This is a genomic window from Stagnihabitans sp. (genome assembly GCF_964946895.1).
Genome location: NZ_CBBQHX010000001.1, coordinates 73,695 through 87,600, shown reverse-complemented (window position 1 = coordinate 87,600; position 13,906 = coordinate 73,695). Strand labels below are relative to the sequence as shown.

At 64.5% G+C, this 13,906-nt stretch carries 13 protein-coding genes; 9 read left to right on the top strand and 4 right to left on the bottom strand.

What is annotated here, in order from left to right; translation table 11 throughout:
• The first annotated feature begins 76 nt into the window (after positions 1–76).
• The 4 genes from alr to AC1Y2B_RS00480 all read left to right on the top strand — a co-directional run bounded on the left by alr (position 77) and on the right by AC1Y2B_RS00480 (position 3,568).
• Positions 77–1,129 (top strand): alanine racemase, encoded by a 1,053-nt coding sequence (alr, locus tag AC1Y2B_RS00495; protein WP_482251073.1) that lies wholly within the window; start codon positions 77–79, stop codon positions 1,127–1,129.
• Positions 1,126–1,905 (top strand): MlaE family ABC transporter permease, encoded by a 780-nt coding sequence (locus AC1Y2B_RS00490; protein WP_482251072.1) that lies wholly within the window; start codon positions 1,126–1,128, stop codon positions 1,903–1,905. The genes alr and AC1Y2B_RS00490 overlap by 4 nt, the downstream gene beginning before the upstream one ends.
• Positions 1,902–2,648 carry an ABC transporter ATP-binding protein gene (locus AC1Y2B_RS00485; RefSeq protein WP_482251071.1) on the top strand — a complete coding sequence of 249 codons (747 nt, stop codon included), beginning with the start codon at positions 1,902–1,904 and terminating at the stop codon, positions 2,646–2,648. The genes AC1Y2B_RS00490 and AC1Y2B_RS00485 overlap by 4 nt, the downstream gene beginning before the upstream one ends.
• Before the next feature lie 152 nt (positions 2,649–2,800).
• Positions 2,801–3,568, top strand: coding sequence for a DNA repair protein (locus AC1Y2B_RS00480; RefSeq protein ID WP_482251070.1), 768 nt, complete (start codon positions 2,801–2,803; stop codon positions 3,566–3,568).
• A gap of 279 nt (positions 3,569–3,847) precedes the next feature.
• Here the strand turns inward: AC1Y2B_RS00480 and AC1Y2B_RS00475 are convergent, their stop codons facing one another.
• Positions 3,848–4,963 carry a calcium-binding protein gene (locus AC1Y2B_RS00475; RefSeq protein ID WP_482251069.1) on the bottom strand — a complete coding sequence of 372 codons (1,116 nt, stop codon included), beginning with the start codon at positions 4,961–4,963 and terminating at the stop codon, positions 3,848–3,850.
• A 117-nt stretch (positions 4,964–5,080) separates the two neighbouring features.
• On the opposite strand from AC1Y2B_RS00475, the gene radA reads away from it, so the two are divergent.
• From radA to AC1Y2B_RS00450, 5 genes are all read left to right on the top strand, one after another.
• A complete protein-coding gene (radA, locus tag AC1Y2B_RS00470; RefSeq protein ID WP_482251068.1) occupies positions 5,081–6,439 on the top strand; it encodes a DNA repair protein RadA in 1,359 nt (452 codons plus the stop codon).
• A gap of 27 nt (positions 6,440–6,466) precedes the next feature.
• Positions 6,467–7,129 carry a CvpA family protein gene (locus tag AC1Y2B_RS00465; protein ID WP_482251067.1) on the top strand — a complete coding sequence of 221 codons (663 nt, stop codon included), beginning with the start codon at positions 6,467–6,469 and terminating at the stop codon, positions 7,127–7,129.
• Between the two features lie 102 nt (positions 7,130–7,231).
• Positions 7,232–8,695, top strand: coding sequence for an amidophosphoribosyltransferase (gene purF / locus AC1Y2B_RS00460; RefSeq protein ID WP_482251066.1), 1,464 nt, complete (start codon positions 7,232–7,234; stop codon positions 8,693–8,695).
• A complete protein-coding gene (locus tag AC1Y2B_RS00455; RefSeq protein ID WP_482251065.1) occupies positions 8,692–9,057 on the top strand; it encodes an iron chaperone in 366 nt (121 codons plus the stop codon). Before purF ends, AC1Y2B_RS00455 begins: the two co-directional genes overlap by 4 nt.
• Positions 9,058–9,172: 115 nt before the next feature.
• A complete protein-coding gene (locus AC1Y2B_RS00450) occupies positions 9,173–9,841 on the top strand; it encodes an SDR family NAD(P)-dependent oxidoreductase (protein WP_482251064.1) in 669 nt (222 codons plus the stop codon).
• A 140-nt stretch (positions 9,842–9,981) separates the two neighbouring features.
• On the opposite strand, the gene AC1Y2B_RS00445 is transcribed toward AC1Y2B_RS00450, so the two are convergent.
• The 3 genes from AC1Y2B_RS00445 to AC1Y2B_RS00435 all read right to left on the bottom strand — a co-directional run bounded on the left by AC1Y2B_RS00445 (position 9,982) and on the right by AC1Y2B_RS00435 (position 13,856).
• The gene (locus tag AC1Y2B_RS00445) at positions 9,982–10,668 is read right to left on the bottom strand and encodes a D-lyxose/D-mannose family sugar isomerase (RefSeq protein WP_482251063.1); all 687 of its coding nucleotides are present in this window, start codon (positions 10,666–10,668) and stop codon (positions 9,982–9,984) included.
• A gap of 71 nt (positions 10,669–10,739) precedes the next feature.
• Complete coding sequence (locus AC1Y2B_RS00440; protein WP_482251062.1) at positions 10,740–12,962, bottom strand: calcium-binding protein; 2,223 nt, start codon at positions 12,960–12,962, stop codon at positions 10,740–10,742.
• A gap of 105 nt (positions 12,963–13,067) precedes the next feature.
• On the bottom strand, positions 13,068–13,856 hold the full coding sequence (locus AC1Y2B_RS00435; RefSeq protein ID WP_482251061.1) for a gamma-glutamyl-gamma-aminobutyrate hydrolase family protein: 789 nt from the start codon (positions 13,854–13,856) through the stop codon (positions 13,068–13,070).
• Between the last annotated feature and the right edge of the window lie 50 nt (positions 13,857–13,906).

Sequence of the window (13,906 nt, the reverse complement as noted above, 5' to 3'; positions counted from 1 at the left end):
CACCCGCAGCAGCGCTAACGCCGCAGGGCCTGCTTTTCCCCCTTGACCCCACGCCCCCGCCTGTCAAAACCGCCGCATGGCTGTAGCATCCCTGACCATAGACCTTGACGCGCTGACCACCAACTGGCGGGCGCTGGACCGTGCCTCGGCCTCGGGCGTTCAGACGGCCGGTGTGGTGAAGGCCGATGCTTATGGCTTGGGCGTGGGGCCGGTGGTGCGGGCGTTGGCCCATGCCGGGGCGCGACGGTTCTTTGTGGCGGCCACGGAAGAAGGCGTTCTGGTCCGCAAGGCGCTTGGCCCCGGGCCGCAGATCAACATCCTGTCCGGCCACATGGCGGGCGATACCGCAAGCTTGCGCGACCATGACCTGACGCCGATGCTCAACAGCCTTGACCAGGTCACGCGGCATCTGGAATCGTTGCCCGGCCATGCCTTTGGCGTGCAACTGGATACCGGCATGAACCGCCTTGGCATGGAAGAGGCCGAGTGGGAGGCTGCGGCCCCCTTCGTGCTGGAAGCCGGGCCGGAACTGCTGATGTCGCACCTTGCCTGTGCCGACGACCCCGATCACGCGATGAACGAGGTGCAGCTGGCCAATTTCCACGCCATGACCGACGGGACAGGCGTGGCACGCTCGTTCGCGGCCACCGGTGGCATCCTTTTGGGCCCGGCCTATCACTTCGACCTGACCCGCCCCGGCATCGGCCTCTATGGCGGACGCCCCTATGAGGGGGCTGCCCCCGTCGTCCGCCTGTCGCTGCCCGTGGTGCAGACACGTCTGGTCGCGGCTGGCGAGGCCGTGGGCTACTCCTGCACCTGGGTCGCCAAGGAACCCAGCCTGATTGCCACCGTGCAGGGCGGCTATGCCGATGGCATCCTGCGCGCGCTGTCCAGCCGCGCCACGCTGTGGGCCGGGGATGTGCCCTGCCCGCTGGTCGGCCGGGTCTCGATGGACCTGATCACCGTGGATGTCAGTCACCTTGGCCACGCGCCCGACCGGCTGGACCTGATCGGCCCGAATCAAAGCGTCGACCAGCTGGCCGATGTGGCCGGCACCATCGGCTATGAACTGCTGACCCGCATGGCCCCGCGCCTGGACCGCCGCTATGTCGGAGGGCCACGCGGATGATCGGGACGCTCCTGGCACGCATCGGACGACCGGTGCTGGCGGCTTTGGCGGCCTTTGGCCGCGTGACGCTTTTCGCGCTTGAGACGCTGCGGCATCTGTTGACCCCGCCGTTCTACTGGCGCGAATTCGGGGCGTCCCTGCTGCAGATCGGCTGGTTTTCCCTGCCCGTCGTCGGACTGACCGCTTTCTTCACCGGCGGCGCGCTGGCGTTGCAAATCTACTCTGGCGGGTCGCGCTTTTCGGCCGAAGCTGTCGTGCCACAGATCGTGGCCATCGGCATGGCGCGTGAACTGGGGCCGGTGCTGGGGGGCTTGATGGTGGCGGCCCGCGTGGCTTCCAGCATCGCGGCCGAGATCGGCACGATGAAGGTGACCGAGCAGATTGATGCGCTGGTCACGCTGTCCACCCATCCGATGAAATACCTGACGGTGCCGCGCGTGCTGGCGGCAACGCTGGCGGTGCCGGTTCTGGTGGCCGTGGGCGACAGCATCGGGATTTCCGGCGGCTGGATCGTGGGCATCACCAAGCTGGGCTTCAACTCCTCCACCTACCTCAAGAACACCTCGGATTTTCTGGAGTTCTGGGATGTCGGCTCGGGCCTTGTGAAGGGCGCGGTGTTTGGGTTCATCGTGGCCCTGATGGGCTGCTACTTCGGGATGAACTCGGGCCGGGGTGCGCAGGGCGTGGGCGCAGCGACGAAATCGGCGGTGGTGGCGGCCTCGGTCCTGATCCTGGCGGCAAATTACATCCTGACGGGGATGTTCTTTTCATCATGATCACCCTGACCGATGTTCACAAAGCCTTCGGACCCAACCGCGTGCTGCGGGGCCTCGACCTTGCGATCCCCAAAGGCGAAAGCATGGTGATCATTGGTGGCTCGGGCACCGGCAAGTCAGTGCTGCTGAAATGCATCCTGGGTCTTGTTCACCCCGATCAGGGCACCATCACGCTGGAGGGGCAGGATGTGACGCGTGGCGACCGCGATGCCTTCCTCGCCCGGTTTGGCATGCTGTTTCAGGGCGGCGCCCTGTTTGACTCGCTGCGCGTGTGGGAAAATGTGGCGTTTCGTCTGGTGCGTGGGGCCAAGGCGATGGCGAAGGATCAGGCGCGCGCAGTGGCGATTGAAAAGCTGCGCCGGGTCGGACTGAAACCCACTGTGGCCGACCTTTACCCGGCAGAACTGTCCGGCGGCATGCAAAAACGCGTCGGTCTGGCCCGGGCGATCGCGGCAGAGCCCGAGGTGATCTTCTTTGACGAACCCACCACCGGGCTGGACCCGATCATGTCCGGCGTCATCAACACCCTGATCCGAGAGATCGTGGTCGAGATGGGTGTGACAGCCATGACGATCACCCATGACATGACCTCGGTCCGCGCGATTGCCGACCGCGTGGCCATGCTGCATGACGGACTGATCCGCTGGACGGGCCCGGTTTCGGAAATGGATGCCGCGCCAGACCCTTACCTGCAACAGTTCATCCACGGCCGCGCCGAAGGCCCCATCGAATCTGTTCGCTAGGCCAAGCTCACGCTGTGGTTGAGGGGTGTTTCGCGGGCCGAAACAATCCGGGGGTTTACTTGGGTTTTTGATGAGCTTTGCCCGACAACACACGAAAATCATTGCCAAACCCGTAAAATTTGCCTTGAAATTGACGCATTTGGGGGTGTGCGATGCCAGTGACATTGAAAGAGACTTTGCGACAGCTTCAGGGTTGGGTCGGTCAGAGTGTTCAAGGAATTTTGCTGCTGTCCGCGCTTGGCCTGACAGCAGCCACCGTGGCCGCAGGCCTTGGACTGCTGCCTTGGCCAGAGGTGACGGCCGCTTACGGCGGACAGCCGGTTCCGCAGGCCGGCATGTGGGCGCAGATCGCCTTGACGGCCCTGTTGCTGGCCCTGCTGTTCTACCTGCCCGCCCAACGCCGTGTCACCCGGCTGGAGCGCAGCCACCGCTCCTTCGCCGTGGGGCTGGAGGACGTTGCCCGCGCCTACCGCATCGCCCATGCCGCCGACCGGGTCGGGGTTTTCGCGCTGTCGGGCGAGTTTGAATCGATGCGCGCCCGCTTTGACCACCTGCGCCAGCACCCCGATCTGGGTCAACTGGAACCCGAACTGCTGCACCTTGCGGCCGAGATGAGCTTTCTGTCGCGCGATCTGGCCCGCACCTATTCGGACGACAAGGTCAGCCGCGCCCGGCTGTTCCTGACACAACGGCAAGAAGAGGCGCATGCCCTGACCAACCATATCGCTGCCGCGCGCCGCACCTGCGACGAACTGCGCCGCTGGCTGACGGATGTCGAGGCCGAAGAACGCAGCGCCCATCAGCAGATCCGGCGGCTGGAGGCCGATCTAAAAGAGATACTGCCGACCCTTGGCTACGACTTTGACCACGAGGATCTGACCCCGGCCAATGTCGTCAGCCTCACCAAGCCGGTGAAATAGCGTTGGCCCGTGGCTTGACGTTGGGCCGTTGCGTGACCCGCGCGGCCTCACCGTCTGCCCCCAGGTGCAATCCCCCGTCGCAGGGTTCGCGCCCATTGCTGCCGTTCTTCGGGATGGCAGAAATCCGGGACGTCTCGGGCCTGCAAAGCCTGTAACAGACCTATCCTGTGTTGGCGCTGCCGATGCCCATCCTTGCCATCTTCGCCCCCTTGGCCAGAACACTGTGGCTGTCCACCGTCTGCACCCAGGCGTCACTGGGGCTTTCGGCGGCAGGGAGCCCTAAAGGATGAAATCGTTTGCGGTAACCGCGTGATGGCCAGTCAGGCGGATGGTCTCGAGGACCGAATCGACGCTGTCGTAGACCACGTTCAGCTCAAGGCCGACCTGAATGATCGTATCCGTCCCCGAAGTGAAGGCCCGCACCCCGAAATAATCGGATGAAAATGGTGTTTGGCCAAGGAAAACAAGGTGATCGTGGTACAGATTGAACACATCGGCCGTGAAATAACGAAGGTCGATCTTGTCGATGCCGGTCACAAAGTCCGTGATGACATCGCTGTGGTTCAAGGTCGAATTGCCCTTTTCTTCTGCCGTGTCAAAGACAAAGCGGTCGGCCCCGGTGCCCCCGGTCAACAGGTCGGTCCCGCCGCCGCCGTTTATCACGTCATTGCCGGTGCCTCCATCAATCGTATCATCCCCGGCATAGCCCCACAGGATGTCATTTCCGCCGCGCCCCAGCACGGAATCGTCGCCCGCCCCCGCGTTGACGCGGTCATTGGCACCGCCTCCTCCGATGATGTCGTTCAGGGGGGTCGCCGTGCCGTAGAGCCGGTCAATGCCCGACAGCTTGTGGCCCCAAGTGTCCGTGCGCCCACCGCCGCCGTCACCGATGTCGATCTGCAGTGCCACACCTGGATCGATTCCGCCTAGAACGAAGGTGTCGCGCCCTGCCCCACCGGCGACAATTCCGCCGTTCGAGAGCAGCACATCATCGCCAGCGCCGCCATAAAGACTGTCATGCCCGGTAGAGCCGGTCAGGGTGTCATTGCCGGCCAGACCGCTCAACTTCGCGGCGGCTTGCGATGCGAGCGAGGGGCCGGTCATGATGTCGTCGCCGGTGCTGCCCGTGAAGGTCACGCTGTCGCCTGCGCTCCAGCTGACGAAGGTCCATTGGCTGGCATTGGCAGAGGATCCGTTGAAGATCAGGTTATTGACGCCCGAACTGCCGACAATTTGCAGGGTATTGTAAATCTGCGACCCATCCAGCGCGAGGCTGGAAAAGGTCGCGGTCGCCGGATGCAGAAACGTCAGATTGGTGAAGGTGATTGTGGCAAGAAAGGCAAAGCTGGTGGTGGTGAAGTCGGTGTCCTGATCGACGGTGATGGAAAGCCCCATGGTGAAATTCCCTTTTGGCGTTTGCGCAAGCTTAACCGCAAAGCACGGGCGCGTTCAAAAAACCGCGTGATCGGTCCTGCCTTGCATGCCTCCCCCCCGCTCTGGCATGAAGGCGGGATGAGCAAATCCTCCCATACCTTCACCTGCACGGCGTGTGGCGCCAGTCACAAGAAGTGGAACGGCCAGTGCGATGCCTGCATGGCGTGGAACACGCTGGTTGAAGAATCGCCGTTGTCGGCTGGCCCCAAGGGCCCGGTGGCCAAGGGGCGCACGATCCCGCTGACCGATCTGGCCACGCAAGCCGAAGCGCCGCCGCGTGCGGCCTCTGGCATGGCAGAGTTGGACCGGGTGCTGGGGGGCGGGCTTGTGGCGGCCTCGGCCATTCTGGTCGGCGGCGATCCGGGCATCGGCAAGTCGACGCTGCTGCTGCAGGCGGTGGCGGCCTTTGCGCGGGCGGGGCTGAAGTGCATGTATGTCTCGGGCGAAGAGGCAGCGGCGCAGGTGCAGATGCGGGCGCAGCGTCTGGGGCTGCAGGATGCGTCCGTGATGCTGGGGGCGGAAACCAACCTGCGCGACATCCTCACCACGCTCGACCGGGAACGTCCCGCGCTGGCGGTGATTGATTCGATCCAGACGATGTGGCTGGATTCGATTGAATCCGCGCCGGGTTCGGTCAGCCAAGTCCGCGCCGCGGCGCATGAACTGGTGACCTTCGCCAAGAAACGCGGCGTTTCGATCATTCTGGTCGGCCATGTCACCAAGGACGGCCAGATCGCCGGGCCACGGGTTGTCGAACACATGGTCGACACCGTGCTGTATTTCGAAGGCGAGCGTGGCCATCAGTTCCGCATCCTGCGTGCCGTAAAGAACCGCTTCGGCCCAGCGGACGAAATCGGCGTCTTCGAGATGACCGGCGCGGGTCTGGCAGAGGTGTCAAACCCCTCGGCCCTGTTCCTGTCGGACCGCGAGAAGGCCACACCGGGGTCAGCGGTCTTTGCCGGCATTGAAGGCACCAGACCGGTCCTGACCGAAATCCAGGCGCTGGTGGCCCCCTCCACCCTTGGAACGCCGCGCCGCACCGTGGTGGGCATTGACGGCGGGCGGTTGTCCACCATTCTTGCGGTGCTGGAGGCGCGGGTTGGCATCTCTTTCGCGGGGCTGGATGTCTTCCTCAACGTCGCCGGGGGCTTGCGCGTCAACGAACCGGCCGCCGATCTGGCCATCGCGGGGGCCATCCTGTCCGCCCGTGAGGATGTGGCAATTCCGCCAGATATGGTGCTTTTCGGCGAGATCAGCCTGTCGGGTGCGCTGCGTCCGGTGGGTCAGACCGAAAATCGGTTGAAAGAAGCCTCGAAACTTGGTTTCACACAGGCCATTGCGCCACGTCTGTCAAAGTATACACAGGCATCCGGGATAAGCCTGCGTGAAATGCCGGACCTGACTGCATTTGTGGGCGAGATGTTTGGCGCCGGCTGAGAACAGGCCAGCGCGCGGGAGAGAAGAATGAACGGATTTACCCTTGTCGATGGCGTTGTGGCAGGCGTGATCGTGCTGTCGGCCATCCTCGCCTATTCCCGCGGCTTCGTGCGCGAGATCCTCGCGATTGCGGGCTGGATCGGGGCGGCCGTACTGGCCTATCTGTTCGCGGGCGCCGCCCAACCGCTGGTCAAGGAAATCCCGGTGATCAACAAGGTCATCGGCGACAATTGCGAATTGTCGATCATCACGGCCTTCGCGCTGGTCTTCGCGGTTGGCCTGATCATCGCAGCACTGTTCACCCCGCTGTTCTCGTCGGTCGTGCAACGGTCTTTTCTGGGCGGGATCGATCAGGGTCTTGGTTTCCTGTTCGGTGCCGTGCGCGGCATCGCCTTGGTTGCGGCAGCCTTCGTGATCTACGACATGGCGCACCAGTCGATCGACATGGTGGACAAGTCGCGCTCGGCCAAGGTGTATGCCAGCTTCAAAGGCGGCATTCAGGGCGCCATGCCGGACAACCTGCTGAGCCTGATTGTCGCCCGGTATAACGGTCTGACGGCCATCTGCGCCCCGACGGGTGCAGCGACCGTCCCGGCGACCACTGCCCCGGCGACAGGCGCTGCCCCGGCGACCGGGACCACAACCGGGACGATCACAGCCCCCACAACTGCCCCCGCCACGGGCAATTGATCGGCGCGCCGCCGCAATGCGGCGAAGATTGCCTTTCCGGGGGTGACTTCCCCGGCTCAACGTCCTAAACCACCCGCAGATTCACCCGACCCCGGAGGAACCATGCAGCGCCATTACGCACACCCTTTTGACGACGACAAATTGAAAGAGGAGTGCGGGGTTTTCGGCGTGATCGGCGTGGGAGATGCCTCGAACTTCGTGGCCCTTGGCCTGCACGCGCTGCAGCACCGCGGACAGGAAGCCGGCGGCATCGTCAGCTATGACCCGAACTCGGGCTTCAACTCCGCACGTCGCTTCGGCTATGTGCGCGACAACTTCACCCGCCCCGAGGTGATGGACACCCTGCCCGGTGCCTTGGCCATCGGCCATGTGCGCTATTCGACCGCAGGCTCCAAGGGTGCCACGGCAATCCGCGACGTGCAGCCCTTCTTTGGCGAGTTTTCGATGGGCGGCGCGGCCATTGCCCACAACGGCAACCTGACCAACGCCGCCGCCCTGCGCAAGGAACTGATCGAGCGCGGTTCGATCTTCCAATCCTCGTCGGATTCGGAATGCATCATTCACTTGATGGCACGTTCGATCCAGAAAACCATCCCGGAACGCATGAAAGACGCGCTGCGCCGGGTCGAAGGGGCGTTTTCCGTGGTCGCCATGACCCGCACCAAGCTGATCGGCGTGCGCGACCCGTTGGGCGTCCGACCGCTTGTGTTGGGCCGTCTGGGAGATTCGTCCTGGGCGCTTGCCTCGGAAACCTGTGCGCTCGACATCATCGGGGCAGAGTTCGTGCGCGAGATCGAACCGGGTGAAATGGTGGTGATCGAAGACGGCAAGATCACCTCGTCGCGTCCCTTCGGCGCCCCGGCCTCGCGCTTCTGCATCTTCGAACATGTCTATTTCAGCCGCCCCGATTCGATTTTGGGCGGCCGTTCGGTCTATGAAACCCGTCGTCAGATCGGCGTGGAACTGGCGCGCGAAGCCCCGGTGGATGCCGACCTCGTCTGCCCGGTACCGGATTCGGGCACGCCTGCAGCCATTGGGTTCAGTCAGGAAAGCGGCATCCCCTACGCCATGGGGATCATCCGCAACCAGTACATGGGCCGGACCTTCATTGAGCCGACCGAGAGCATCCGGAACATGGGCGTGCGGCTGAAGCTGAACGTCAACCGCGCGCTGATCAAGGGCAAGCGGGTGATCCTGGTCGACGATTCGGTGGTGCGCGGCACGACCTCGCGCAAGATCAAGGACATGATCCTTGAGGCTGGTGCGGCAGAGGTGCACTTCCGCATCGCATCTCCCCCCACCGCATGGCCCTGCTTCTACGGCGTGGACACGCCGGAGCGGTCAAAGCTGCTGGCCGCAACCATGTCGGAAGACGAGATGCGCGACTGGATCGGCGTCGATTCCCTGAAGTTCATCACCCTCGACGGCCTTTACCGCGCGGCGGGCGAAGCCAATGGGCGCAACCCCAAGGCACCAAAGTTCTGCGATGCCTGCTTCTCGGGTGATTACCCCATAACCCCTTCGGACAAGATCGAAGAAGGATTCGAGATGAAGGCGGCGGAATGAGTGCAGAGGTGGAGGCCTATCTTTCGGCCCTGCCCCCAGCTCAGCGCGAGGCCCTGCAAGCCCTGCGCGACCTTCTCAAGGCCAGATTGCCTGACCACCTGGAAGTGATCAGCTACGCCATGCCCGGCTTTCGCCAACCTGGGCCGAAGGGGCGCATGGTGGCAGGCTATGCGGCCTTCAAGCTGAGCTGCGGCTTCTATCCGCATTCTGGCAGCATCCTTGGCGAGTTCGCGTTGGAAACGGCGGGTTTCAAGACCACGGCGGGGGCAATCTCGTTCACCCCCGACCATCCTCTGCCCGAGACGCTGGTGCGAAAGCTGATAGAGGCGCGACTGGCTGAGATTGCCGCAACGGGCCGCTGACCCCAAGCCCGAATTTTCGACGAAAATTCCCGCACGCGCCCCGGCGGCACTTCGGGCTTGCCTGCGCCCCGGCCCTCGCATATTCCCGCCGCGATCCCTCAGAAGGCGGCAGTCCATGACCCAGAACATCGCGCTTGTCACCGGAGCGTCCCGCGGCCTTGGTGCGGCTTTGGCCGAGCAACTGGCCGCGCGCGGTTGGCATGTGGTGGCTGTGGCGCGCACCGTGGGCGGCTTGGAGGAGTTGGACGACCGGGTGAAGGCGCTGGGTCTGCCGGGTGCAGGCGGGCTGACGCTGGCGCCGATGGACGTGACCGATGATGACGCGATGCGGCATCTCTGCCTGTCGATCTATGAACGCTGGGGGCATCTGGACCTCTGGGCCCATGCCGCAATCCATGCCACACCAATGACCCCTGCGGGGTCACTGGCCAGCAAGGACTGGGACAAGGCGATTGCCACCAACATCCGCGCCACCGGCCAGTTGATCCCGATGGTCGAACCGCTGCTGCGCGAGGGCAAGGGCACGGCTCTGTTCTTTGATGACCCCCGCGCCGGGCAGAAATTCTTCGGGGCCTATGGCGCGTCGAAAGCGGCCCAGATCGCGCTCGCCGCAAGTTGGCGGGCCGAGACGCAGCGCATCGGCCCCCGCGTGGTGATCACCACCCCGCACCCCATGCCCACGGCCACCCGCGCGCGCTTTTTCCCCGGCGAGGACCGCACGCCGCTGATCGCCCCCCGCGCCGAGGCCACCCGGATCCTGCAGGACCTTCTGACAACCGCCTGAGCCCGGGCCCGCGTGCGGAAGCCTCCGGCGGGGATATTTGTGCAAGAATGAAATCGCAAAGGGGCACCTTTCCTGGCGCCCCTTTCAGACTTGTGCAAATATCCTAGGGTGAGGCCCTGCAAGGGCCGAGGGTGAAACCCCTACTTCAGCCATGCCTCGTAATCGCTGACCAGAAGATGGGTCGGGGCCACATCTTCCTCGATCTTGGCGAAGCGGCCGATCGGTTCACGAAAGACGTTGTCAGTGACGTCGTCATTGACCGTCGAGACCTCGCCAATCAGTACATCACCGCCCTCGCCCCAGAAGGCGTGCCAGTCGCCCGGCATCAGGGTGACACTCTCGCCCGGCGCCAGCCGCAGCTTCTGGCCGGGCGCATAGGGCACGTCGATTCCGTCACAGCGCACCATGCCGCCATGCTTGTCCGAGCAGTGGCCCTCGGGGTCCGACCCGGTCAGTTCGACCACCAGCGTCGCCCCGCCGCGGTTGATGATATCCTCGGCCTTGATGACATGGGTGTGCATCGGGCTCAGCTGATCCTGACGCGAGATCAGCAGCTTTTCGGCGTAACACATGCCGCCGCCGCGCTTGAGATCAGCCAGCGAACCGTTGCGCAGGGTGAACAGGAACAGGCCAAGGTCATCAAAACGTCCCTGACCGTAGTCGGTGATGTCCCAGCCGCAACGGCCGTCGATCACGCGCTGCGCACGCGGGGTATTTGCCTTGAACTCGGACGGCGACCAGTTGGCGAAGGGCGGCAGGACAAACCCGTAGTGGCGGATCAGATCCTCTGCGGCTGCCATGATCTCGTTGACGCGCGACCGTTTCATTTCGGTTCCCCCCAAGGTTCAGTCCGGTGATTTGGGCAGGACTATAACGATTGAGCCCGTCACAACAAGGCTCAGATCACCAGGAAATCGTCGAAGGTCAGCAGGGGTTTGTTGTTCAGGATCGCAAAGGCGATCGGGTCGGCGGCGGTGCCCGCGCCATCGGCGTCATAAAACACGGTGCCCGAGGCGCGATCGTAGAGGATGTGCTGGTGCAGGGTGGTTGCACTGGTGCCGTTGTGAAACGCGGTCGGCGTCAGCGCGCCAAAGGCCAGCATGTCAAAGGGGCCCGCTCCGGTGCGGGTCAGGACGATGGTGTCGTCGGTGTGAGAATAGGCCAGGATGTGGTCCAGGTTGGCGGTCACCAAAGGCTCGGCGAAGACAAAGCTGTCGGCCCCCGCGCCGCCCGTCAGGGTATCATGCCCCAGGCCTCCGACCAGGGTGTCATTGCCAAAGCCGCCGTCAAGCCGGTCCGCGCCCGCCCGCCCTTCGATCCGGTTGGCGTTGATATCGCCGGTCACGGTGTCCTTGAAGGCCGAGCCGATCAGGTTCTCGATGTTGAAGATCTGGTCGGTCCCCGTGCCCAGCCCGGTGGCTGTGTTGGCCGACAGGTCCGCCACAAGGCCCATGCCGTTCAGGCCCCTTTGCACATCGGAATAATCCACCGTGTCGAGGCCGCCCTGCCCATCCAGCCGGTCCGGGCCATCCAGCCCCTTGAGGGTGTCGCTGCCAAGCCCGCCCAGAAGGACATCGGCGCCGCTGGTGCCGGTCAGGCTATTGGCCTGATCATTCCCCACGATGTCGCGGTTGACCACGGCGAGGTCCGCCGTGAGATTGCCGCCCAGCACCCCGCCCGTGGCCGCAGAAATGGTGAAACGGTAGCTGTCCGGTCCGCCTGCGATCCCGTCACTTTGGGCGAAGACATAGACCTGCTCCATCGCGTCGCCTGCGGCGAAGTGGATCACGCGGTCGCTGAAAAGCCCGCCCTGCAGGTTGCCGCCCAAGGCACCGGCCACCCCCTGCGCCGACAGGGTCACGCTGCCCAGACCCGACGCGTCGCCCAAGCGGTAGATCGTCAGGGCCGTCACGGGGTTTGCGGGCCCGGCATATTCGTCCATCTTGGTCCGGTTGGCTTCGACGTAAAAGCTGGTCGCCACGTGCGTCCCGCTCCACCCCACCGCGGCGGCTTCGGTCCCGGTGGCACCGGCATGTCCGCTGGAACCACCGATGCCGTGGCCGCCGTGCGAGGCGGTGTCCTTGCCCTTGCCACCGGTGCCTCCGGCGCCGCCCAACCCGGCAGTGCCACCCGCGCCGCTGCCGCCCCAGATCAGGTTGGATGCGGCGTTGTACACCCAGCCGCCATCCAGGTGGACCGTGCCGTGGTTCAGCACCGTCACCGCGCCGTCGCCGCCGCGCGCGCCATTGCCCCCAGTGCCGCCGTTTCCGCCATAACCGCCCAGCGTACCCTTGCCGCCATCGCCGCCCTTGCCGCCATAACCGCCGCTGCCACCGCCCCCGGCGAAGATGAAGTCGTTCTGAAACATCGTGTCCAGCAGCCTGACGGTGCCGAAGTTCAGCACCCCGGCCGCCGCCTCTCCCCCGACCGCAGCGTGGCCAAGCCCGCTGCCGCCCGGTCCACCGGCGCCGGCAGGCGCCTCATTCCCGTCGCCGCCATTGCCCCCGTTGCCGCCCGACCCTGCAGCCCCACCATGCCCGGCATAGGCCTTGAGCCCGTTCATGTTGACCCGGTCCAGCACCAGCGTGCCATGGTTCAAAACGCCCGAGACTGCCGCCTGCCCGGCGGTACCCGAGGTGCCAACGGTCAGCCCGCCGTTGCCCGCCAAGCCGGGCACGCCGCTGTCCTTGCCGTTGGTGCCGTTCAACCCGTCGCTGCCGTTGGCTCCGCTGATGCCTGCTGCGCCGGCGACAAGATTGTTCGCCAGTTCCACATCGGACAGCCGCAACGCCCCGCCAGCGGCCACGCGAAACAGCGTGTGACCATAGGCCAGCCCGCTGTTGGGGTCATAGCCCGCGCCGCTATCGCCCTGCAGGACAACCGCATTGCCGCCGGTCTGAACCTGGGTGCTGCCGTCGATGGCACCGTCGATGACGATCCTGGCCCCCTTGGGCACCACCAGCGTGGTCAGCAGGGTGATGTCGATGGCTTGGACAAACCGGATCGTCGCCTCTCGCCCGCTGGCAATCGAGGCCTGGACGGCCTGGGCAAAGGCCTCTTGCAAAGAGGTATGGCCATCGCCGCCAGCGGTGACGGTCGTATCCACGATAAAGACGGCCATGACAGCCTCATGCGGTCAGATAAAATGAATGTGGCCAAGCCTAGACCCGCAACTGAGTCCCGGCAATGCGGCAAAGCCGTCTGAACGGTGCAAAAGTCCGGTCGGTCAGGCGCTGAGGCGCAACGGACGCCGCGCTTCGGCCCAGTGGCGGGCGGCCTGACCGAAGGCAGAAAACAGCGGCCGCGAGACGGGGTCATCAGCCGCGTTCCATTCCGGATGCCATTGCACCGCCAAGGTGAAGCCCGGCGCGTCGCGGACGTAGATCGCCTCTGGCGTGCCATCGGGTGCGTGGCCGTCGATCACGATGCGCTCGGCCGGGCGCATGATGCCCTGACCGTGCAGGGTATTCGTCATCACCTCGACCGCACCCATCAGGTGGTGAAAGACGCCGCCCTCAGTGAAACGGACCTTGTGCCGCAGGGCAAACTGTTCTTCGATCCTGGCATCGGGCGGCATGCGGTGGTTCATTCGGCCCGGTATCTCGCGGATTTCGGGGTGGAGTGAGCCGCCCATCGCCACGTTGACCTCTTGAAAGCCGCGGCAGATCCCCAGGAACGGCTGGCCGCGTGCCACGCAGGCACGGATCAGGGGCAGCGTTATGGCATCCCGGGCGCGGTCGAATGCGCCGTGGGCGGGGGTCTCCTCCTCGCCATATTCACTGGGATGGACATTGGGGCGACCGCCGGTCAACAAAAAGCCATCGCAGCTTTCCAGCAGTTCCTCCACCGTGACAAAGCGCGGGTCACTTGGGATGATCAGCGGCATGGCCCCGGCCACATCCGCCACGGCCTGAGAATTCATCGTGCCCGCTGTCGTCGCAGGATAGCGGTCATTGATCAGAAACTGATTGCCGATGATGCCGATGATGGGGCGATGTGCTTTTGGACGGGTCATGGTACTGCCGCGCGCTGTTTCAACCGATACTAGGCTCGCAATCCTGACAC

Bases quoted from the DNA above. Each gene is read 5' to 3' on its own strand.
- alr (WP_482251073.1), top strand. From the start codon at position 77: ATGGCTGTAGCATCCCTGACCATAGACCTTGACGCGCTGACCACCAAC.
- AC1Y2B_RS00490 (WP_482251072.1), top strand. From the start codon at position 1,126: ATGATCGGGACGCTCCTGGCACGCATCGGACGACCGGTGCTGGCGGCT.
- AC1Y2B_RS00485 (WP_482251071.1), top strand. From the start codon at position 1,902: ATGATCACCCTGACCGATGTTCACAAAGCCTTCGGACCCAACCGCGTG.
- AC1Y2B_RS00480 (WP_482251070.1), top strand. From the start codon at position 2,801: ATGCCAGTGACATTGAAAGAGACTTTGCGACAGCTTCAGGGTTGGGTC.
- AC1Y2B_RS00475 (WP_482251069.1), bottom strand. From the start codon at position 4,963: ATGGGGCTTTCCATCACCGTCGATCAGGACACCGACTTCACCACCACC.
- radA (WP_482251068.1), top strand. From the start codon at position 5,081: ATGAGCAAATCCTCCCATACCTTCACCTGCACGGCGTGTGGCGCCAGT.
- AC1Y2B_RS00465 (WP_482251067.1), top strand. From the start codon at position 6,467: ATGAACGGATTTACCCTTGTCGATGGCGTTGTGGCAGGCGTGATCGTG.
- purF (WP_482251066.1), top strand. From the start codon at position 7,232: ATGCAGCGCCATTACGCACACCCTTTTGACGACGACAAATTGAAAGAG.
- AC1Y2B_RS00455 (WP_482251065.1), top strand. From the start codon at position 8,692: ATGAGTGCAGAGGTGGAGGCCTATCTTTCGGCCCTGCCCCCAGCTCAG.
- AC1Y2B_RS00450 (WP_482251064.1), top strand. From the start codon at position 9,173: ATGACCCAGAACATCGCGCTTGTCACCGGAGCGTCCCGCGGCCTTGGT.
- AC1Y2B_RS00445 (WP_482251063.1), bottom strand. From the start codon at position 10,668: ATGAAACGGTCGCGCGTCAACGAGATCATGGCAGCCGCAGAGGATCTG.
- AC1Y2B_RS00440 (WP_482251062.1), bottom strand. From the start codon at position 12,962: ATGGCCGTCTTTATCGTGGATACGACCGTCACCGCTGGCGGCGATGGC.
- AC1Y2B_RS00435 (WP_482251061.1), bottom strand. From the start codon at position 13,856: ATGACCCGTCCAAAAGCACATCGCCCCATCATCGGCATCATCGGCAAT.